Raw genomic sequence first — 21,515 nt, forward strand, 5'->3', positions numbered from 1 at the left:
TAAAAACGGTCCTCATGATCACGTCATGAGGACCGTTTTTATTTTTTCTAGTTTGATTTATGTGTACTATTGTCTTAAATCTTGGACCTTACTAACTAATGAATCAATTCCTTTTCCAATCGTATATAACGCTTTTTCCAAACCTCTTTTCCACTCAGGGGCTTGTTCTTTTATCGTCGCACCAATTTTTTTTGCATTTTCATTCAACTCTTTGCTAATTTCCTTGGCTTGATCGTTAATGTTTATGCCGGATGAGTTCTCACCAGCAAGCTGTGAATTAATTGAGACCACCTCAAAGTTTTCTTTCGGCAGATGAAGAATCGACTCTTTCATAATCTCTTTAAAAATCGGAACAACATTAGAAGAGCTTGCACTTGGCAGATAATGCTGCTGATCCGTTTGATCATAACCCATCCAGATTGCCCCAACAATGTTTGGGGTATAACCAACCATCCATTGGTCCTTCGTTCCACTAACACCGCTAAAGGGGAGCTGGGTTGACCCTGTTTTCCCGGCAATTTGCACGCCCGGGATCTGAGCTTTTTTCCCAGTACCTGATTCTACTACATTTAATAACATGGCAGTCATGTCATTCGCGACTCCTTTAGAGGTTACTTTTGTTGTTTTCGCTTCCCGTTCGTCAATAATATTTCCGGTTGGTCCGACAATTTTTGTAATCAGATGGCTGTCCTGTCGTTTTCCCTCATTTGCAAAAACAGTAAAAGCATTGGCCATTTGTAAGGGTGAGACCCCTTTACTCATGCCGCCAAGGGCAACGGCGAGATTCCTATCCTCTTTTTCCACTGGAATACCAAACCGTTTTAATGAATCCAAGCCTTTATTTAATCCAATCTCATTTAAGAGCCAGACAGCAGGAACATTAAGTGATTCTTCTAGTGCCTTGTACAGTTGCACTTTACCTTGAAATGTCTTCGAAAAGTTTTCTGGTTTGTAGTTTCCGAAAGTGGTCGGTTCGTCAACAAGTTCGGACGAATACTTGTATCCCTCTTCAAGGGCAGGTGTATAAACGGCCAACGGCTTAATCGTTGATCCCGGTTGTGCTTGTAATTGGGTGGCCCGGTTAAAACCACGGAACACATGCTCACCGCGGCCGCCGACAAGGGCACGAACACCGCTTGATGAAGGATCCATCAAGACTGATCCACTTTGGACAATTTTCCCGCCTTTTCCTCTAGGAAACAAATAGCTTTTACTATAAACTTTTTCAAGACCTGATTGTAGATTTTGATCCAATTCCGTATAAATTCGGTATCCTCTTGTTAAAATTTCTTCCTGTGTGATTCCATATTTAGAAATTGCCTCATTTAAGACCGCATCTACATAGTACGGATATTTTCGTTCAACAAAACTGCCGCCGCCATCGTGCAGGCGAATCTTTTCTTTTTTAGCCTTAGTATACTCAGCAGCCGTAATCATCCCAAGTTCCTTCATTTTTCCTAATACAACATTTCGCCGCTTCATGGCTCGGTCATAGTTTTTATACGGATCCAGATAATTTGGCGACTGTAACAATCCAGCCAGCAGGGCTGCTTCACTAATGGTTACATTTTGAATGGATTTATTAAAATATTTTTTTGAGGCATTACCAATTCCCCAAGCACCACTGCCAAAATAAACTTGATTGACATACATTTGCAGAATTTCATCTTTTGTATAGACTTTCTCGATTTTGACCGCTAAAAATAATTCTTCCGCTTTCCGCTTATAGGTTTGTTCCGGAGAAAGAAGCGCATTTTTGGTCAGTTGCTGCGTTAACGTACTTCCGCCGCCTGTTATTTCACCTGCGAATAAATTACTGAAGAAGGCACGAGCGATTCCTTTTACATCAAAACCGCCATGTTCATAGAAGCGTTCGTCTTCGATCGCCACTACAGCGTTGGGTACATATTTGGGCAAGTCTGCAATATCCACACCTTTTGTTCGGTTAGTGGCAACATTGCTGGCAACTTGACCATTGTGATCATAAATAACAGTTGGCTGGCTAAGTCCCTGTTTTAGTGATTCAACATTAGCCCTCGATGCCAGCCAGCCAAAATAAACAATTGTCGATAAGACGACGACAAGAACCAGTAATAATAATATTTGTGTGAGATGTCTCTTTTTCCAAAAACGAATAAGCATATCTCGATATGGATGTGATTTCTCCATACTATCTCCTTACTTTCATAACAAATTTTTCACTTTTTCCATTATAATTTTTCTCATAGAAAAAGACCAATAATAACTGTTTCTTCTCCTATTATCTACATGTTTGGCGGTAATTACAATTTTTGGGGATAATCGATTATGTTTTAAAGCGATGCGAAGAGAAGTGGATAAGATAAAAGAAACCCCTGATAATCGTGGACAACCTTTTGAGATGCTTGCATATGTTAGTAGAAAGCATGTGAAAGGGGATGGGTGATCTTGATTAACTGGAAAGTCCGTTTTAAAAACAGGAATTGGGTAATTGCATTTATTTCACAACTTTTAATAGTAACCCAAATGGTTTTAGCAGGCTTACATTCACTAGGTCTGATTGATTTTCAATTAACAGATGCCGTTCAAAATTCTATACTAACATTAGCTAATGCGATTTTTGTTCTGCTTTCAATGTTAGGAATTGTACAGGATCCTACAACCAAAGGATATGGTGACAGCGACCGTGCATTAAAATACAAAGATCCCAATTAGTAAAAGGAGTCAGTGCTGCAGCAGTACTGGCTTTTTAAATGTAAGAAAATTCTTTACATATGCTAAACAAATTGATTAACTAGATTAATAAACTAATAAAATGTGAGGAACTACATATGAATAAGGTTAAAAACTATATGGAACAGTTTCATCCGATTGTCTGGGTACTGTTAATTGGGACCGTTCTCTCCAGAGGCTCAGCTTTTATGACCCTTCCATTTCTTTCGATTTACCTATCGAGGAATTTGGAACTCTCTCCAATAATAATTGGCCTAACGGTCGGAATGAGTCCATTAATGGCAACTGTGGGTGGGTTTGTTGGCGGTCATTTGTCAGACAGGTTTGGAAGGAAGCCGGTTATGCTGTCGGCGTTGTTTACGGTAGCCCTTGTTTATTATGGGTTCACGATGGCGACAGGACAAGGTTGGTTTATTTTGTTAAATGCCCTGAATGGACTTTGTAATTCCTTTTTTGAACCAACTTCACAAGCCTTAATGGCCGATTTAACAGACCAGAAAAAGAGAATGAAGGTTTATTCATTAAGGTATACCGCCATGAATATTGGTGCTTCCGTTGGACCTCTTATTGGTGCGTATTTAGCTAATACATCGGCTAAATTATCCTTTGCGATTACGGGTACAATTTATCTGTTATATGCCATCGTATTAATTTACTTTTTGGCAAAACTAGTTTTACCTCTACACGGTCAAAATGAGAAGAAGGTTGTTTCCTTTGGTGATGCCTTTAAAATTATTAAATCTGACAAAGCCTTAAGGTACTTGATTATTGGCATCATTTTAATCAATATGGGCTATGTACAAATCGACTCCAATTTACCGCAAATCCTAGAAGGGAAATTGGAAAATGGTGTGGTTATTTTCTCCATCCTGTTAACCATTAATGCTGTAATGGTGGTATGCTTGCAGATGCCAATTAGCCATTTGGCTGAGAAATTTAAATTAATGCAGTCCATGGTAGTGGGTGCCCTATTTATGGGTGCGGGTTTAATCGGTTTTAGTTTTGTAAATGGCTGGGTGACCGCCATTGCTGCCATGGTTTTACTGACACTTGGTGAAATTTTGATTTTCCCATCCAATAGCATGATGATTGATCATTTGGCACCCGAGCATTTACGGGGAACCTATTTTGGAGCAGCCCAATTTCGAAAAATAGGGAATTTTATTGGGCCTATTTTTGGCGGGTTTTTACTAAGTCATTTTCAAGGACAAATGATGTTTTGGACGTTCGCGGTTATCACTCTTGGAAGCATCATATTCTTTACGTTAGGGCAGAGGTTCTCAGTTAAACCACTATCCGTCCATTCAGGGAAAACCACATAAAAAATGCCTCTCGATATATAAAGAGGCATTTTTCACATTTATCTTAAAATATCTTCGATTCTAGCAAGTGTTTCGTTGTTCAATTTCACACCCGAAGCTTTCACGTTTTCTTCTATTTGTTCAGGCCGGCTCGCCCCAACCAAAGCACTGGCAACATCCTTTTGTCTTAAAATCCATGCAAGGGCAAGATTAGCAAGAGTAAGATTATTGTCAGCTGCTACCTCTTTCAAAAGTTCGACCCGATCAAGGTTTTCATCTGTTAACAAGCCAAATAGTCCATTATATTTTTCTTGCGCCCCCCGACTGCCTGCAGGAGCTTTTTCGCCTTTTTTATACTTTCCGGTTAACACCCCTTGTGCTAGTGGAGACCATACGACCTGACCAATTCCATGTTTTTCGGAAACAGGAAGTACTTCTTTTTCAATATAGCGTTCAAGCATGCTGTATTGTGGTTGATTCACCACAATTCGGTCAAGTAGTTTTTTATCAGCAAGATGAACGGCTTCAGAAATTTGTTCGGCTGTCCACTCACTCACCCCAATGTATAATACCTTGCCTTGACGTACAAGATCATCAAGAGCCCTTAATGTCTCGTCAAGTGGGGTTTCAGGGTCGAAACGGTGGCAATAATAAATGTCTACATAATCAGTATTAAGGCGTTTTAAGCTGGCATTACATTGTTCGATTACATGTTTGCGGGAAAGTCCGCGGTCATTTGGTCCATCGCCCATTGGCCAAAAAACTTTGGTTGCGAGGACATAGGAATCACGTACATATTTTTTAATGCTTTACCGACGACAATTTCCGCTTCCCCGCGCATATATACATTGGCGGTATCAAAAAAGTTAATCCCAAGGTCATAGGCCTTGTCAATGGAGGAAGTGGCATTTTGTTCCTCAACATATCCTCCGTATGTAAGCCAGCTGCCCAAGCTGATTTCACTAACTTTCAAGCCTGTCTTTCCTAAACGACGATATTCCATAAGATCCTCTCCTTAAAAAAATTCGGGTCACAAAATAAAAATACACATTCTTTGCCAAAATGTCTACAAATTGGCAGACTTTTGTTACTATTAAATAAATAGACCATAGAAAAGTAAAAATTTTAGCAGAAAGTACTTCTTTTTTAGTTTTTCGAATAGGATGAGACATTCGATTAAGAAGGAGGTCGTAGATATGTCCATTTGGGTTTGGATTACTATACTATTCTTCCTATTCCTGATTGTGGAGGAGTTAATCTATTATCTTTGGAATTTATTTGTGTATGGTGAAAATATTGAAAGAAAAACAAAGTGGAGGAATCGTACCACGAGGATTTTAACATTCATTACAAGAAAAAAGCCCATCGTTCTTCATGAGAATGAAAAGGAGAGCTCACACTCTGGTTGAGCTCTTTTTTACTTTTCAGATTGGGGCTGACTTTGCCGCTTCTTTTTTATATATGACCTAATAGCTATGATACAAAAGATAAGAATAAACAAAAGTATGATTATGTATTCTGCTGCTTCCATTACTCGAAACGGATTCAAAGCTTTCCATATTAACCTTTCGGGGCTTGTTCCCATGATAAAGTCCAGAAAAATAATCATAGCTAACAGTCCACCAGCAAATAAGATGGCAACCAAGAATTGTTTCATTCGTTTCACCTACAATCTACAGTACGAATAGTATTTTGAGAAGATGAAAGCTTTATACATCTTGCTGATATAGTTTTTTGGGATAAATGGATATTAAAGTGCTCTTTGGGTAAAATACCCATAATAATCCCAAGGATTCGGGGTGAAACTTGTGGCGATTTTATCCAGTATATTGAAAAAAAAGAAGAAAAAACGACAGGATGATAATTATAGGCAAAAACAAGACCCACTCAAGCCAGAAGAGCTGTCACTCCTTAGAGAGTATAAAGAAAATATAAATCGGATCAAAGAAGAATTGGGAAACAGTGTAGATATTGTTATACGGGAATTTAAAGTAAATGTTGTCCATAAAGGTGCCTTGGTATTTGTAGACGGATTAGCGAATGTAGATAGTATTAGTGACTTTTTATTAGAACCAATAATGGAGAAAGATGAGATTCAAGAACGATTGGATCTTTTTCAGTACGTGTTGGATAAAGCGGTTGCCTTAGGCAGTGTGTCGACCATAGATAATTGGAATCAGGTCTATGATGAGGTGCTTTCAGGAAATACGGTTATATTTTTGGACGGATGTACGAAAGCAATAAGTGGAGAGACAAAGGGCTGGGAAAAGCGTTCTATATCTGAACCCACCACACAGTTGTCGATAAGAGGACCGAAGGACTCCTTTACAGAGACACTGAGAACAAATACAGCACTGATTAGGAGAAGAATAAAAAGTCCTAATTTATGGATGGAATCAATGAAAATTGGAACAGTGACACAAACGGATATTGCCATTATGTATGTGAAAGGAATCGCTAATGAAAAAATAATTACAGAAATTAAGGATCGATTAAAACGAATTGATATGGATGGTATTCTGGATTCGGGATTTATCGAACAATTAATTGAGGACCAAACTTGGACCACTTTTCCGACCACGTATCATACGGAACGGCCAGATGTTGTCTCCTCGCAGCTTCTTGAAGGAAGAATAGCCATTATTGTGGATGGGTCGCCCTTTGTTCTAACAGCACCGGCTATTTTTATTCAGTTTTTTCAAGCACCAGATGATTATTATTCACGATTTGATATTTCGACAGGAATTAGACTGTTAAGGATTTTAGCTTTTTTAATTGCTCTGTTGGGTCCAGCTGTTTATATTGCAGCCACTACTTTTCATCAAGAAATGATTCCAACCACAATGGCGATTGCGATTGCAGCACAAAGGGAAAATGTTCCTTTTCCAGCACTTGTGGAGGCTTTAATTATGGAGGTAACTTTTGAAATCTTAAGGGAGGCCGGTTTACGGCTTCCACGTGCAGTTGGTCAGGCTGTTTCCATTGTGGGGGCTCTTGTAATTGGTCAAGCAGCTGTTCAAGCCGGTTTCGTATCACCCGTAATGGTCATCGTGGTGTCAATTACCGCGATTGCCAACTTTTCGACACCAATTTTTGCGATGGCGATTGCAGCAAGATTACTCCGGTTTGTTCTAATGGGATTAGCTAGTATTTTAGGCTTTTATGGAATGATGCTGGGAATTATGTTTATGGCCATCCACTTATGCTCACTTCGCTCTTTTGGAATTCCATACATGATGCCTATAGCTCCATTTAATATCGGGAATCAACAAGACGCGTTTTTTCGTTTTCCCCTTTGGGCATTTAAGAAAAGACCACCATTTATGAGTAAAGGAAATGTGATCAGAACAGGAGATAATCAGAAGCCTGTGATTCCACAAACTGATGAGAGTCAAACCAATAAGGGTGATCAATCATGAGGAAAAGTTTTCTTTTACTTTCCATTATTCTCTTGCAATTACCTTTATTAAGTGCGTGCTGGAACCAGAAGGAATTAACAGACTTAGCCTTTGTCATGGCCCTAGGTGTTGATAAGGGTAAGCATAAAAAGTTTGAGCTATCCTTTCAACTTGTAAATCCGGGAAATGTATCTTCAGGGCAATCTGGAGGGGGGGGAGGAGGAGGAGGAGGAGGACTGCCAATCGCTGTTTATAAAAGTGAAGGAGACACAATTACAGAGGCAGCAAGAAATGCCACTAAAAGAGTTTCACGGCGCCTTTATTATGCGCATACGAATGTAGTTGTCATTAGTGAAGAAGTAGCAAGGGAAAGTATGCTATATGTATTAGATGCATTAGACCGGGACCCTGAATTCCGAACAACAACGGAATTAATTATTACCAAGGGGTGCACAGCTGAAGAAATAGTGACAACACTTACGATCCTAGATAGACTCCCTGTTAATAAAATCACCAAACAAATCCAGTCATCTGAAAGTATGCTCGGTGAAAATATGAGTATCAATATCGATGATTTTCTTACAGGGTTACTAAGTAAAGGAAAACAACCTTTTTTAAATAGTTACCGAGTGGTTGGGAATAAATCAAAAGCAAGAAAGGCAGAAAACCTCCAAAAAACGACCACCGATGCTTTTCTATCATCAGATGGGTTAGCCATTTTTAAGGATGGCTATTTACATGGTTGGATTGGAAATGACCAAGCTAAGGGAATCATCTGGATACTAAATAAGTTAAAAAGTACTGAACTCTCCATTAACTGGAATGATAAAAAGAAAGCTCTTACGGTTGCACCCATCCGGTCGAAAACAAAAGTATCTGTAAAAATCATTAATCAAAAGCCCAGCATTAATATCGCGATCGACAGTGAAGGATGGATATCTGAAGCAAATACAGCGATCGATTTGACCAATCCTGATGTTATTTCTAAAATTGAGAAACTAGTTGAAAGAGAAACAAGTAGGCAGGTTTTGGCTGCGGTCAAAGCAGCACAAAAACAAAAGAGTGATATCCTTGGTTTTGGTGAAAAAGTTCATTTGTCAAACCCTGAATTATGGAAGAAGCTTGAACAAAATTGGGATGAAGAATTTGCCACATTGAAGGTAAATGCAAAAGTAGATTTCTATGTTCGCCGAGAAGGGATACGGACAAAACCTTTTTGGTCAACTTTTGGAAAATAAGTTCTTGGTAAGGGGGGGAGTGTATGGTAAAGGAAAAGATCAAGGCATCTCAACTATTTGTCTTAGTCGTACTGTTTGAGATGGGAAGTGCTATTCTTGTAGGACTTGGAGCACAAGCGAAACAAGATGCGTGGATTGCCATTTTGATGGGGTTGGCAGGGGGATTATTTATTTTTCTTATTTATTATCGATTATATAAATACTATCCCAATCTTCCCTTGACAAGCTATGTTCAAGAAATAACGGGAAAGTGGATTGGCAGGATAATTGGTTTTTTTTATATTGTCTATTTCCTATATTGTTCTGCCAGGGTCCTTCGTGACTTTGGTGAATTATTAACCTCCACCATTTACACAGTAACCCCCTTAATTGTTATTAACTGCTTAATGATCCTGACGATTATTTATGCGATACATAAGGGTTTTGAGGTGATTGCCCGTGTAGGTGAGCTTTTTTTTAATGTTATTTACATCGTAGCAGTAATGGGATTTGCATTAGTTGCCTTTTCGGGAATCATCCATTTTAGTAATCTCCGACCGGTTTTAGAGAATGGCTGGATGCCAGTAATGAAAACCTTCATTGGCGAAACCATCACATTTCCCTTTGGAGAAATGGTGGTATTTACGATGATCCTCCCATTTATGAATGATCCCAAGAAGGTGAAAATTGTTGGAATAGGCGGAATGGTACTGGCGGGCATTAATATTACCATTACCGCTGTAATAAATGTAGCGGCACTTGGACCAGATTTATTTGTTCGAGCCAATTTCCCCTTATTATCGACAGTTAGTAAAATAAAATTGGCTAATTTTATTGAACGGCTTGATGTGTTATTTATGCTTTATTTAGTGGTTGGCGGCTTTTTCAAAATAACCATCTATTTTTATGCTGCTGTAGCGGGTATTGCAGATATCTTCAAATTCAGTAATCCTAAGAAATTAAGTTTTCCGATGGGTGCCCTTATTTTATTTGCTTCCATTACGATTGCATCTAATTATGCAGAACATATTAAAGAAGGGTTGGAAATTGTTCCTTATTATTTACATTGGCCCTTTCAAATCCTCATCCCAATCGTATTACTTCTCATTGCTTTTATCCGTAATCGGAAGAAAAGCAAGCCCCATCAAGATAAGGATGGTAATCAGCAAAAAACTGCCGATGGTCAATAACCAAAGGCAGTTTTTCTATACTTAGACTATGCTTTTTATCTTATGCCCCTGTTTAAATGGTAAAGTTACATACACAGTGGTACCCAGATTTTTTTGACTTTCGAAACGAATAGACCCTTTGTGTGTTTGGACAATTTTATAACTGACCGTTAAACCTAAACCTGTCCCTTTTTCTTTGGAGGAATAAAAAGGTTCGCCAATTTTTTCTAGGCGCTCTTTTGAAATCCCACAGCCAGTGTCTTTAACAGTAATTAAAACCCGGCCTTCAACAACATCTAATCTAATGGAAACTGTTTGGCCTTTTCCAGAAGCTTCGATTGCATTTTTAATTATATTGATAAAGACTTGCTTTAATTGATTGGGCTCACATTCAATTATGAGGTCTTCTTTCGGAAAATAAGAGTCAATTTGAACATTATAATAAATGGCTTCGGTACTTAATAAGGACGTGACATCATTTAGTAGTTTTTGAAGCACTGCTTTAGAAAATTTAAGATGCTGGGGCTTGGCCAAAATCAAGAGCTCACCAACAATATGGTTGATGCGATCTAACTCATCCAACATAATTCGATAATATAATTGATTTTTTTCATCATCTTTTTGTAAAAGCTGGACAAATCCTTTTAATGAAGTTAGCGGGTTTCGGATTTCATGAGCAACACTTGCAGACAACTCCCCAACGACGTATAGTTTTTCTGTTCTCCTTAATCGTTCCTCTGTTTTTCTTAAGGTGGTAACATCCTTACCATATCCAATAATACCGGAAATTTTCCCATTAATGATAATCGGAAGGGAAGTACATTGTAGAGTAAGATAATTTCCAGATGCATTGGGAATATGAATTTCGTAAATTACCGGTTTTCCTTCCTCTGTTACAGACGAAATAAACTTTGGCAAGAATTTTCGATACTTCTTAGGTAATAATAATTTAATATTCTTCCCAATTATGTCTTTGCGGGTAAACCCTGTTATTACATCAAATTGCGGATTTAAACTAGTGATTTCCCCTTTTAAATCCAACATATAAACGATATCAGGGCTATATTCAAACAGAGATTTATATTGTTGCTGGCTCTCAGCTAATTGTTTAGCCATTTCCTTTTTTTCCGTGATGTCACGGCCCATGATCACCAATCCTTGTCTTGACCCATCAGGATTGAATAGAGGGACTTTGATTGTGTCAAAGGTTTTTATTGTACCATCAGGAAGAGGAATAATTTCTTCGTTCCGGGTTATCTTCCCATTTTTCCATGTTTCCTCGTCAGATATTTCACAGTATCTGAGGGCATCTGCATAAGTATCCGTATAAAGCGCTAATTCAGAATCTTTTTTACCACGGTAATTGACGTTTTCTAGCTGAAATAATTTTAATCCAAAATTATTAGCTTCAATCCATTTACCTTCTCCATCTTTGAAGTTAACAAAGTCAACCATCGAATTAATTAAGGTGGAAAGCCGTTTTTGGTCCTCTAAGGATTCGGATAATTCTTGTTTTTTATTAATAAAGAAATAAATAAATCCTCCCGTAACAATTACATAAAAGAATTCTTTTATTCTCTCGATTAGTGGAATGTAGGCAGCATGCACAAATTCCTCAATTAAATAATTTGATCCATAAATCCATATAAAACTAGTAATGAAATAAAGGAGGACTAGTTTTTTATTTTTCATGTAAATCTCCAGTTCTTTAGGGAAATGCGGTCCCAAGGTTGATGAAATTATTAGTACTATTAATATAGTACTAAAAGAATAGTTATTTTGGAATGGCGAAATTCCCTTTACCAAATTAAGGTTACATAAAAATTAGATGGATTTTAAAGCAAATTCGTTAATCATCTCTACACTTACAAGCTTACGGGTTGGTATAATCCCTTGTCGGGCTAGTTCATTTATTTGATTCGTAACAGTATTAATTTTTTCAGTAGTAAAAGCTTTTCCATTTTTACACAATGTTAAAGCTTCTTCGATATAAATTTCTCTTTGTTGGTCAAGTAAAAGGAAATCATGGATCTTTTTATTTTGTTTACTCACATGTTCAGTGATTGCTTTATGTAAGCTCATTATGAATTACTCCTACTCCCTGTTTTAGTGTATTATTTGATTTAGATTAAAAAACTCTTTTACCTAGAATTAGTAAGTCTCTTTCAATACCATCTAATTCTGCCACATTCGGAAGGTGTGCCCACTTTTCAAACCCAAAATAATGAAAAAGCTTTAGACTTGGCTCATTATGACCAAAGATAAATCCGAGTAATGTCTTAATTCCCAGTTCCGGACAGGCTTCAATTGCTTTTTGAAAAAGGTATTTCCCAAGTTTTTTTCCTCTGAATGCTTCATTAATATAAATACTTAATTCGGCTGTGGCCTGATAAGCAGGTCTTCCATAGAACGATTGATAGCTGACCCACGCACAAATTTCCCCGTTTGTCTCTACAACCCATAATGGTCGAGAAGAGGGGGAGTGGTCGTTAAACCATTGCAATCGACTCTCTACTGATACTGGCTCGATATCAGCAGTCACCATCCTGCCAGGTATGGTGGAATTGTATAGGTTTACGATGGTGGACAAATCCTCTAATTGTGCATCTCTGATTATGTATTCTTCAAACATCTTCATTCCCCGTTCCAGTTTTCTTTAATAGATTTTATAATATCCTTATAAACATATATTTTCAATATATAGATAACTGTGGATGGTAAAAACTTTCTGAAATTCAATATGAGTGAAGACACCCAATTTGCAGGAGATTTCAACAGAAGAAAGACCCTTTCCCAAAAACTATTCGGGAAAAGGTCTATTCTTATATTTCGTTTCATGCCAAGACGGTTACCAGCGATGGGCCTTGGCGTTACTCCTTAAGATGATCTGGTTTTGCGACACTCGTGTTTGCCCGTTGACCTGTGCTTTTTGGTGCTTTGGCCGGGTAAAAGTAGAGTGAAAAAGCTCTGATTGCGGATCTAATTGCTCTCGATAGCTCATCAACAATCACCTCATCATAGGATTTGAAACGATGATATTCAGTTGCATGAATATCAGTCTTAGCATTTGTAAAAAACCCAGAAAATAGTCAATAATATTAGGATGAATGAATGATGAATTATCGGTTTACTCTAAATATGTTGAGAGTAAACTGCAAAAAAACAAAAAAGGGGAAGTATGAAATAATGAAATTAACAGGAAATACCATTTTAATTACCGGCGGTGCATCAGGAATTGGGTTAGCCTTTGCAGAAAGATTTTATAAAAGAGGAAATGAAATCATTGTCGTCGGCCGCCGCGAAGAAAAATTGCGGGAGGTCCAAGAAAAATTTCCTAACATTCAAACGAAAGTATGTGATGTATCAAAAGAGGAGGACCGAATAAATTTGTTTGAATGGGCAGCCCAACAGTTTCCGAATCTAAATGTTCTAGTGAATAATGCGGGAATACAGCAACGGGTAGACCTTTTAAACGCAACTAAGGATTGGGAGTACTATCGAAACGAGATTTCTATTAATGTCGATGGTCCTATCCATCTTACCATGCTGTTTACACCGCATTTGAGGAAACAAAAACAAGCTTCCATTATCAATGTAACATCGGGATTGGCGGTTATGCCAGGTGTTTGGGTGCCAGTTTATAGTGCAACAAAGGCAGCGATGCACTCTTTTACAACTACTTTAAGGCACCAATTAGCCGAAACGAGTATTGAAGTGGTTGAAATACTTCCTCCTGCTGTCAATACGGACTTAGGCGGAGCTGGATTGCATACCTTTGGAGCGCCTTTATCTGATTTTGCCGATACCATCTTTAATGAATTAGAAAAAGGTGAACATGAAATTGGATATGGTGGAACAAAGGAAAGGCTTTATGCAGCAAGAGACGAAATTAACCAAGGTACGGTCATGGCATGGCAGAATTTCTTAAAAAATAATCCTGATTTCCGTGTTTAATTCGAATGGACCTAAGGCGAATTAGGACAAACCTTATCAAGAAAGCCAAGAAATCCTCTGTTTAGTGAACAGAGGATTTTTTTAATTAAAAAGCAAATAAAACTTGTATTATCTGAAATTTCGGAATAAAATAAAGAAAGACATACTAACCGGTAGGTATGTATGAAGAAATTCTTGCATATTCTATTATAGAAGGAAAAACTAGATTTCAAGAATAAGAATGGAGTGAACTAAATGCATTTACGACTAACCGATGAACAAAAAATGGTCCAGAAAACAATTAGAAGATTTGTAGAAAAAGAACTCATTCCTCTTGAAAATGATGTATTAAGAAATGAACGGGAAGGTAAGCCAAGTCTTCCTCCGGGCAAATTAAAAGAGCTGCAATTAAAGGCCAAAGAAGCGGGGTTCTGGGGAATTAATACACCAGAGGAATACGGTGGTGCGGACTTAGGGCAAATGATGATGGCGATTGTGTTAATGGAAGTTTCAAAAACATTTGTCCCCTTTTCATTTGGCGGCTCAGCAGATAATATTCTCTATTATGGAAATGAAGAACAAAAACAGAAATATTTACTCCCCACAATTAACGGAGAGAAGAAGTCCTGTTTTGCGATGACTGAACCTGGCGCAGGTTCTGATACCCAAAATATTAAAATGACAGCCGTTAAGGATGGAAATGAATGGGTATTAAATGGGGAAAAAACATTTATTACGGGTGGAAATGAAGCTGACTTTGTTATGGTAATCGCTATTACGGATAAAGACAGGCACCAAGAAACCCGTGGACGAGAAGGGGTTACTTGTTTCATTGCGGACCGCGATATGGGCTGGAAATCAGAGTATATACATACGATGGGGGAATGGGGTCCAGCCGGTCTAGTATTTGATAACGTACGTGTTCCTGAAGAAAATATTTTGGGTGAATTACACAAAGGGTATAATCTTGGACTTGAATGGATCGGCTTTGCTAGATGGATTGTTGGGGCAAGAGCAGTTGGATCGGCCGAACGCTTATTACAAATGGCGATTGACTATTCAAAGGAACGGATTACTTTTGGCAAGCCAATTGCGGAAAGGCAGGCTATTCAATGGCAAATCGCAGATTCAGCTGTTGAAATTGAAGCGGCTAGGTGGCTGGTTCTAAATGCGGCGTTTACTCTTGACCAAGGAGAAGATAATCGTCATCTTGCCTCAATGGCAAAATTATATGGTTCCAATATGGGCAACAGAGTCGTGGATCGTGTTCTGCAAATCCATGGGGGGATGGGGTATACCCGAGAGTTACCAATAGAGCGCTGGTACCGTGAGGCAAGACTGTGGAGAATTTATGATGGAACAGATGAAATTCAGCGCATGATTATTGCACGGAACTTAATAAAAGGGCATGTAAAAGTTGGACAATACGTTTAAAATAAAATTGAAAGCGCTATCTAATTAATAGATTAGGAGGAAAAGAAATTGACAGGTAGATTTGAGGGGAAAGTTGCATTCGTAACAGGGGGAAGCCGAGGAATCGGGAAAGGAATAGTTGAGCTTTTTGCCCAAGAGGGAGCAAAGGTAGCATTAATTGATTTAAACGAAGAAGCATTGAATGAAACCACAAGCGAATTAAGAGAAAAAGGCTATGAAGTCTATTCGAAGGTTGCCAATGTCGTAGATGCAGAACAGGTTGAAACGGCTGTAAAAGAGGTTTATGAGGCATTTGGTTCTGTTGATATCCTTGTCAACAATGCTGGAGTCATCCGCGATAATCTCCTATTTAAAATGACCGATTCCGATTGGCAAACGGTAATGGACGTGCATTTAAAGGGTTCTTTTAATGCAGCACGTGCCGCCCAAAAATATATGGTCGAACAAAAATACGGCCGAATCATAAATATCTCTTCAACCTCAGCGCTTGGAAATCGAGGTCAAGCAAACTATGCGGCAGCTAAAGCCGGCTTGCAGGGCTTTACAAAAACGTTAGCCATTGAGTTAGGAAGATATGGAATTACTGCTAACTCCGTTGCCCCAGGTTTCATTGAAACCGAAATGACAAAGGAAACAGCAGCTAGAATCGGTATCCCGTTTGAAAAGTTAATCGAGGCAAGTGTAGCGGGTATTCCGGTTGGCAGAAGCGGTAAGCCTGCAGATATCGCCAATGCTGTTGCTTTCTTTGCAGATGAAAAATCATCTTTTGTTAGTGGTCAAGTTATCTATGTTGCTGGCGGTCCAAAATGTTAATAAGGTGAGGTGAAAGGATTTGTTTAAAGATCAAATCGGCAAACAATCAAATAAGGTGAAAAATCCCGTTGAAAGAGGCGCTGTGAAAAAATTTGCTGAAGCCATCGGCGACTTGCATCCCATCTATTGGGACGAAGAAACCGGGAGGCTTTCTAGATACAAAGCCAATATAGCACCACCGACCTTCGCAAGGGTATTCGATTACGGTGTGATTGAAGGATTGAACCTGCCTCCTAAAGGCTTAATCCATGGTGAACAAACCTTTCACTATGTGCGGCCATTATTGGTAGGAGAGGATGTTTACTGCTATTCAAAGGTGAAAAACTATTTTGAGAAAAAAGGGAACTTTGGGGAGATGGGCTTCCTCGTCATTGAAAGCTTCGGTGACGATGCTGCAGGAAAGCTTATTTTCAGCTCTACCTCAACGGTAGTCATCTCGGAAGCAGTGAGGAAGGTGCTGGTAAAGTGAGTACACTTGAACAATTACAAGTTGGAGAATCCGTCCAAGACATTCAGCTCGAGCCGGTTTCAAGGATGGACTTGATTAAATATTCGGGGGCGTCGGGGGATTTTAACCCGATCCATACGATTGATGATGAGGCCAAAAAGGCGGACTTACCTGGCATTATCGCTCATGGGATGTGGACAATGGGTAATCTTGCTAAGTTATTTACGGCTTATTATGAGGAAGGCTTTGTGCAGGATTATTCGATTCGCTTTAAAGGTATGGTTTTTTTAAATGATGTCGTGACGCTTCGGGCGACATTAAAAGAAAAAGTCGATAATAAACTCCGCTTTCAAGTTCAAGCTCTTAACCAACAGGGCAAAGAAGTGTTAAAGGGTGAAGTAGTTTACTGTAGGTATGAATGAAATCTGAAAAAGAGACCCGGCATGTGGCAATACCCCTCTCATGCCGGGTTTATTTCATAAGTAGTTAGTCAAGTTAGGCTAATTGGGATGGACACGAAAAATACTAAAAAAGGGTGATGACATGACCACGAAATTGAAAGTGAATTATCAGCCCCCTGTCTTTTCATCTATTGAAGAGGAAAGGCTTCATTTAAAACAAAAATTGGCCGCATCTTTCCGCTTGTTTTCTAAGTTCGGCTTTGATGAAGGGGTTGCTGGACATATCACCGCACGTGACCCGGAGCGAAAGGATCACTTTTGGGTGAATCCGTTCGGGATGCATTTTAGTCAAATTAGTGCTTCTGATTTAATCCTTTGTAATCATGAAGGAGAGGTCGTGGAAGGAAATTATCCTGTTAACCGTGCCGCCTTTGCCATCCATTCGCAGGTCCATGCAGCAAGACCGGATGTCATTGCCGCTGCCCACGCACATTCTGTCTATGGAAAGTCATGGTCTTCACTTGGCCGTCTCCTTGATCCTATCACTCAAGACGCCTGCGCCTTTTTTCAAGACCATTCCTTATTTGATGATTTCACGGGCGTGGTTCATGAAATAGAGGAGGGCAAGCGGATTGGTAAAGCTTTAGGAAACAAAAAAGCATGTATTCTTAGAAATCATGGTTTGCTGACAGTCGGAAGGTCTGTTGATGAAGCGGTCTGGTGGTTTATTACAATGGAACGGTCCTGCCAGGCACAGATGCTTGCAGAATCAGTCGGGAAACCAGTTTTGATTGATGACGAAAGTGCACGTGTAACCTATGAAACAGTCGGAATCCCAAGTGCTGGCTGGTTTCAATTTCAACCATTATGGAATCGGATTGTCAAAGAACAGCCCGATCTTTTGGATTAATGAAGGATATCTGAAAAGAGGGTGTTTATCTTTTCAGATTCATACATAGATGACTGGGAGGATAGAAAATGAAGATTGGTGTGGCAGGTACCGGTGCTGTGGGCGGTTATTTCGGTGCATTATTACAGAGGGCGGGACATGAAGTTATCTTTTTAGGTCGGGGTAAACGGCTGGACAAAATGCAAGCAGAAGGGTTATCCATTGAAAGTGAAGTAGACAGGTTTAAGGTCGAAGGAAAATTTACTGATTCCTATCAGTCTTTTGCGGAGGTCGATTTACTGCTTTTTTGTGTGAAGTCAACGAGTACCACCGAGGTTGCTGAAAAATTTTTACCCATATTAAAAGATTCCTGCATCATTATGACCTTCCAAAATGGCGTAGACAATGAAGAAATACTCAGCAGAATATTTGGAAGTGAGCGAATGATTTCTGTGGCCACTTATATTCAGGCAATTGTGACCGATGCGGGGGTAGTTAAACAAGTGGGTGTCCCGCCAAGACTTATCATTGGTGCTTTAGATCGTCGGTTAGCTGAAAAAACGAACGAAATCGCTGTCATATTTAATAATGCCAACATTGAGACCTATCCATCAGGCAACATTATGGCTATTAAGTGGAAAAAGTTACTTTGGAATGTCACGTTTAATCCCTTAACTGCTTTGGTTGAGTCGAAGGTAGGGGCTATTTTTGAGGATGAAGGATTGTATCAAACTGCCCAAAAGATGTGTCAAGAGGCAAACGCTGTGGCTAGAGCAGCTGGGGTAGACATTGAAGCTGATTTTTCCGAAACAATCTTTGCCCAAGGGCAGCTAGCGCGAGAACATCAAACTTCCATGCTCCAGGATAAGCTAAAAGGAAGAACCTTAGAGCTGGAATCCATCTGTGGATATATTGTCAAAAAGGGAAAAGAGGTAAAAGTGGAGACCCCAATCTTAGAAACAATTTATCATCTTTTAAGATACGAAACTAGTCAACCGTAGATTAATTTTAATTGGTGAGGTGAAAGGCTTGGCAATCCAACACGAACGGCCCTGGATGGACCACTACCCTGAAATTACCATGATTTCTTTTGATATTCCTGAATGTAATCTTTATAGCTTATTAGAAACCACAGCCAAAAAGTATGCTGAACAAACAGCAATTATTTATGAAACACAGAGACTTACCTACCAACAGTTGAAGGATAAAGTAGACCGGCTGGCAAATGCTTGGAAACAATGTGGCCTTCAAAAAGGGGAGTTCCTGGGATTAATGGTTTCCAATCATCCTACCTATGTGATCTCCTATTACGCAGCTTTAAAGTTGGGCCTAACTGTTGTCCAAATCAATCCGCAATATACTTTAAGAGAACTATTAGAGATTTTCAATGATTCTAATGCAGCCTATTTAGTCACAGAACCCGAGTGCCTCAATAAAATCAGTGGTCTCCAAGAGTCTCATTCTTTTAAAGAGATTTTTGTTACCGAACCTGTCGTAGATTCAATTACCCATCCGTGTGTTCTCACATTAATCGAACATGCTTCTCCGCTTCACGAAACCTGCGCTATCACATCCAAAGAGGACATTGCTGTCATTCAGTATACCGGTGGAACTACTGGTAACAAGAAAGGGGCCATGCTTACCCATTTTAATATAATCGCCAATGTCATTCAGAGTAAGGCTTTTTATGGAAAGAAAATGCGTTTCGGTGAGGAAACCATTTTAACAGCTACCCCGCTTTACCATGTGTACGGAATGACAAGTGGAATGAATCTAAGTATTTATATGGGAGCAGCAAATCTAATAGTCAATAAATTCAAACTAGACCACGTACTTACACTCATTGAAACCCATAGACCTACTTTCTTCCCTGGGGTTCCCAAAATGTTTAATGCTTTTGTTAATCATCCAGAAATCGAAAGCTTTGATTTAACATCATTAAAAATGTGCTCCAGTGGATCTGCTCCATTGCCGATAGAAATTTTAAAAAAGTTTTCAGAATTGACGGGTGTAGCCATCGGGGAAGGCTACGGGTTATCCGAAACCTCACCAACCACCCATCGAAATCCGCCGGATGGGGCCATGAAAATTGGGAGTATTGGCATTCCACTCCCACATACAGACTGCAGAATTGTGGATGACAATGGGGAAGACCTGCCAGCAAAAACAGTTGGGGAATTATTGATTAAAGGTCCACAAGTTATGCTGGGCTATTGGAATAAACCGGAAGAAACGCAGCAAGCGCTTCGGGATGGCTGGTTCTATACAGGCGATTTAGCAACAATGGATGAAGATGGCTATTTTTACATTGTTGGCAGGAAAAAGGAAATGATCATTGTCGGTGGGTTTAATGTATATCCGCAGGAAATTGAAGGCGTTCTTTATGAACACCCTCATGTACTTGAGGCAGCCGTCGTGGGAATCCCTGACGGGGAAGCAGGGGAAATAGTAAAGGCATTTATTGTTCCAAAAGCAGGCAGGGAACTGGATGTAAAGAATCTACAGGAATATTGCTACCAAAACTTAACCCGCTATAAGGTGCCTAAGCAATTCGAAATCATTGATTCCCTGCCGCGGAATACAGTCGGGAAAATATTGAAACGACTCCTTGTCGATCAAAAGAATCATGTTTAAATGTGGAGGTGTCAGCGATGAACTTTGAATTAGATGAAGATATTCTTTTTTTGAAAAAGAACGTCAGGGATTTTATTCAAACAGAGGTAGAGGCAGTTGCCATGCAAATCGAAGAGGAAAACCATATCCCAGAAAGAATCATTCAACTTTCAAAAGAGATGGGGTTGTTTGGTCTAAGTATCCCAGAGGAATATGGTGGTCTTGGAATTGGCATGGTTGGAAAATGTGCGTTGTATGAAGAGATTGGCCAAACCCATAACGGATATACCACCTTAATTGGTGCCCACACGGGAATCGGGTCTGTTGGGATTGTCGAAATGGGGAATGAACAGCAAAAGGGAAAATATTTACCTGATATGGCCAGAGGGGAAAAAATAGGCGCCTTTGCTTTAACAGAGCCTGATGCAGGTTCAAATGCTGCCAATTTAAAAACAACGGCTGTCAGAAAAGGGGATAAATATATTATTAATGGCCTAAAGCATTATATTACGAATGCTACAGAAGCAAGTGTTTTTACCGTTATGGCCGTAACCGACCCAGGAAAAGGCGCTCGGGGAATCACATCTTTTATTGTAGAGAAGGACTTTCCAGGTTTTCAAGTGGGCGCTGTTGAGAAAAAGATGGGCTTAAGAGGGTCGCATTCCGCGGAAGTAATTTTTGAAGATTGCGAGGTTCCGATTGAAAATGTATTGGGAGAAGAAGGCCAGGGCTATGTCAATGCCTTGAAAATACTGGCAAACGGCCGAGCCGGTTTAGCCTCTCGTAATCTTGGTTCTTGTCAAAAATTGCTTGATATGTCAACGAGATATGCGAAAGAACGGATCCAATTTGGTAAGCCGATTATTGTGAATCAGGCGGTCAGTCACATGCTGGCTGAAATGGCAGTTGAAATTGAAGCACTTCGTTCGTTTACTTACCGGGTGGCCTGGATGGTGGATCAAGGAATGAAGGTCATTAAAGAAGCAGCTATGTTAAAACTTTATGGGTCAGAAGTATATAACCGGGTCGCAGATAAGGCAGTGCAAATTCATGGAGGCTTGGGCTATATTGCCGACTATCCAGTCGAACGTTTTTATCGTGACGCCAGAATAACCAGGATTTACGAAGGTACTTCGGAAATTCAAAAAAACATCATTGCTGCCCAACTGGAAAAAGAATACAGCTAA

Annotated in this window: 21 protein-coding genes and 1 pseudogene; 15 read left to right on the forward strand and 7 right to left on the reverse strand. The window is 39.4% G+C overall.

What is annotated here, in order from left to right:
* Positions 1 to 66 precede the first annotated feature (66 nt).
* Positions 67 to 2,169, reverse strand: a complete 2,103-nt coding sequence (locus AC4E8C_RS10150; protein WP_490211984.1) for a transglycosylase domain-containing protein — start codon at positions 2,167 to 2,169, stop codon at positions 67 to 69.
* 258 nt (positions 2,170 to 2,427) lie between these two features.
* Between AC4E8C_RS10150 and AC4E8C_RS10155 the strand changes: the two genes are divergently transcribed.
* Both AC4E8C_RS10155 and AC4E8C_RS10160 read left to right on the forward strand, forming a co-directional pair.
* Positions 2,428 to 2,694, forward strand: coding sequence for a phage holin (locus tag AC4E8C_RS10155; RefSeq protein WP_490211985.1), 267 nt, complete (start codon positions 2,428 to 2,430; stop codon positions 2,692 to 2,694).
* A 116-nt stretch (positions 2,695 to 2,810) separates the two neighbouring features.
* Positions 2,811 to 4,034: an MDR family MFS transporter gene (locus tag AC4E8C_RS10160; RefSeq protein ID WP_490211986.1), complete on the forward strand. Its 1,224-nt coding sequence runs from the start codon at positions 2,811 to 2,813 to the stop codon at positions 4,032 to 4,034.
* Positions 4,035 to 4,072: 38 nt separating this feature from the next.
* On the opposite strand, the pseudogene AC4E8C_RS10165 reads toward AC4E8C_RS10160, so the two are convergent.
* Positions 4,073 to 5,016 (reverse strand): annotated as a pseudogene (locus AC4E8C_RS10165) (aldo/keto reductase family protein).
* Positions 5,017 to 5,209: 193 nt separating this feature from the next.
* Here AC4E8C_RS10165 and AC4E8C_RS10170 point away from each other — a divergent pair.
* Complete coding sequence (locus tag AC4E8C_RS10170; protein ID WP_490211987.1) at positions 5,210 to 5,422, forward strand: hypothetical protein; 213 nt, start codon at positions 5,210 to 5,212, stop codon at positions 5,420 to 5,422.
* A gap of 8 nt (positions 5,423 to 5,430) precedes the next feature.
* On the opposite strand, the gene AC4E8C_RS10175 is transcribed toward AC4E8C_RS10170, so the two are convergent.
* Positions 5,431 to 5,670: a YczF family membrane protein gene (locus tag AC4E8C_RS10175; protein ID WP_490211988.1), complete on the reverse strand. Its 240-nt coding sequence runs from the start codon at positions 5,668 to 5,670 to the stop codon at positions 5,431 to 5,433.
* Positions 5,671 to 5,821: 151 nt separating this feature from the next.
* Between AC4E8C_RS10175 and AC4E8C_RS10180 the strand changes: the two genes are divergently transcribed.
* From AC4E8C_RS10180 to AC4E8C_RS10190, 3 genes are read left to right on the forward strand one after another with little or no spacing between them, the layout of a single operon-like run.
* Entirely contained in the window at positions 5,822 to 7,432 is a 1,611-nt protein-coding gene (locus tag AC4E8C_RS10180; RefSeq protein ID WP_490211989.1) for a spore germination protein, read from the forward strand.
* A complete protein-coding gene (locus AC4E8C_RS10185) occupies positions 7,429 to 8,649 on the forward strand; it encodes a Ger(x)C family spore germination protein (protein WP_490211990.1) in 1,221 nt (406 codons plus the stop codon). Before AC4E8C_RS10180 ends, AC4E8C_RS10185 begins: the two co-directional genes overlap by 4 nt.
* A 23-nt stretch (positions 8,650 to 8,672) precedes the next feature.
* Entirely contained in the window at positions 8,673 to 9,818 is a 1,146-nt protein-coding gene (locus tag AC4E8C_RS10190) for a GerAB/ArcD/ProY family transporter (RefSeq protein ID WP_490211991.1), read from the forward strand.
* A 21-nt stretch (positions 9,819 to 9,839) separates the two neighbouring features.
* On the opposite strand, the gene AC4E8C_RS10195 is transcribed toward AC4E8C_RS10190, so the two are convergent.
* The 4 genes from AC4E8C_RS10195 to AC4E8C_RS10210 form a co-directional block, all read right to left on the reverse strand.
* A complete protein-coding gene (locus AC4E8C_RS10195) occupies positions 9,840 to 11,489 on the reverse strand; it encodes a PAS domain-containing sensor histidine kinase (protein WP_490211992.1) in 1,650 nt (549 codons plus the stop codon).
* A 132-nt stretch (positions 11,490 to 11,621) separates the two neighbouring features.
* Entirely contained in the window at positions 11,622 to 11,879 is a 258-nt protein-coding gene (locus AC4E8C_RS10200; RefSeq protein WP_490211993.1) for a YpbS family protein, read from the reverse strand.
* A 46-nt stretch (positions 11,880 to 11,925) separates the two neighbouring features.
* On the reverse strand, positions 11,926 to 12,429 hold the full coding sequence (locus AC4E8C_RS10205) for a GNAT family N-acetyltransferase (protein WP_490211994.1): 504 nt from the start codon (positions 12,427 to 12,429) through the stop codon (positions 11,926 to 11,928).
* Positions 12,430 to 12,645: 216 nt separating this feature from the next.
* Positions 12,646 to 12,798: a YpzG family protein gene (locus AC4E8C_RS10210; protein ID WP_490211995.1), complete on the reverse strand. Its 153-nt coding sequence runs from the start codon at positions 12,796 to 12,798 to the stop codon at positions 12,646 to 12,648.
* Between the two features lie 185 nt (positions 12,799 to 12,983).
* On the opposite strand from AC4E8C_RS10210, the gene AC4E8C_RS10215 reads away from it, so the two are divergent.
* From AC4E8C_RS10215 to AC4E8C_RS10255, 9 genes are all read left to right on the forward strand, one after another.
* Complete coding sequence (locus tag AC4E8C_RS10215) at positions 12,984 to 13,751, forward strand: SDR family oxidoreductase (RefSeq protein ID WP_490211996.1); 768 nt, start codon at positions 12,984 to 12,986, stop codon at positions 13,749 to 13,751.
* 234 nt (positions 13,752 to 13,985) lie between these two features.
* Complete coding sequence (locus AC4E8C_RS10220; protein ID WP_490211997.1) at positions 13,986 to 15,164, forward strand: acyl-CoA dehydrogenase family protein; 1,179 nt, start codon at positions 13,986 to 13,988, stop codon at positions 15,162 to 15,164.
* 48 nt (positions 15,165 to 15,212) lie between these two features.
* Positions 15,213 to 15,977 carry a 3-oxoacyl-ACP reductase FabG gene (gene fabG, locus AC4E8C_RS10225; protein ID WP_490211998.1) on the forward strand — a complete coding sequence of 255 codons (765 nt, stop codon included), beginning with the start codon at positions 15,213 to 15,215 and terminating at the stop codon, positions 15,975 to 15,977.
* A gap of 19 nt (positions 15,978 to 15,996) precedes the next feature.
* On the forward strand, positions 15,997 to 16,446 hold the full coding sequence (locus tag AC4E8C_RS10230) for a MaoC family dehydratase N-terminal domain-containing protein (RefSeq protein WP_490211999.1): 450 nt from the start codon (positions 15,997 to 15,999) through the stop codon (positions 16,444 to 16,446).
* Entirely contained in the window at positions 16,443 to 16,847 is a 405-nt protein-coding gene (locus AC4E8C_RS10235) for a MaoC/PaaZ C-terminal domain-containing protein (protein WP_490212000.1), read from the forward strand. The genes AC4E8C_RS10230 and AC4E8C_RS10235 overlap by 4 nt, the downstream gene beginning before the upstream one ends.
* A 121-nt stretch (positions 16,848 to 16,968) precedes the next feature.
* A complete protein-coding gene (locus AC4E8C_RS10240) occupies positions 16,969 to 17,736 on the forward strand; it encodes a class II aldolase/adducin family protein (RefSeq protein WP_490212001.1) in 768 nt (255 codons plus the stop codon).
* A 68-nt stretch (positions 17,737 to 17,804) separates the two neighbouring features.
* Complete coding sequence (locus tag AC4E8C_RS10245) at positions 17,805 to 18,716, forward strand: ketopantoate reductase family protein (protein ID WP_490212002.1); 912 nt, start codon at positions 17,805 to 17,807, stop codon at positions 18,714 to 18,716.
* Between the two features lie 28 nt (positions 18,717 to 18,744).
* Positions 18,745 to 20,349: a long-chain-fatty-acid--CoA ligase gene (locus AC4E8C_RS10250; protein ID WP_490212003.1), complete on the forward strand. Its 1,605-nt coding sequence runs from the start codon at positions 18,745 to 18,747 to the stop codon at positions 20,347 to 20,349.
* 17 nt (positions 20,350 to 20,366) lie between these two features.
* Positions 20,367 to 21,515 carry an acyl-CoA dehydrogenase family protein gene (locus AC4E8C_RS10255; protein ID WP_490212004.1) on the forward strand — a complete coding sequence of 383 codons (1,149 nt, stop codon included), beginning with the start codon at positions 20,367 to 20,369 and terminating at the stop codon, positions 21,513 to 21,515.

The sequence above is a fragment of the Neobacillus sp. SRL179 genome (assembly GCF_984799095.1).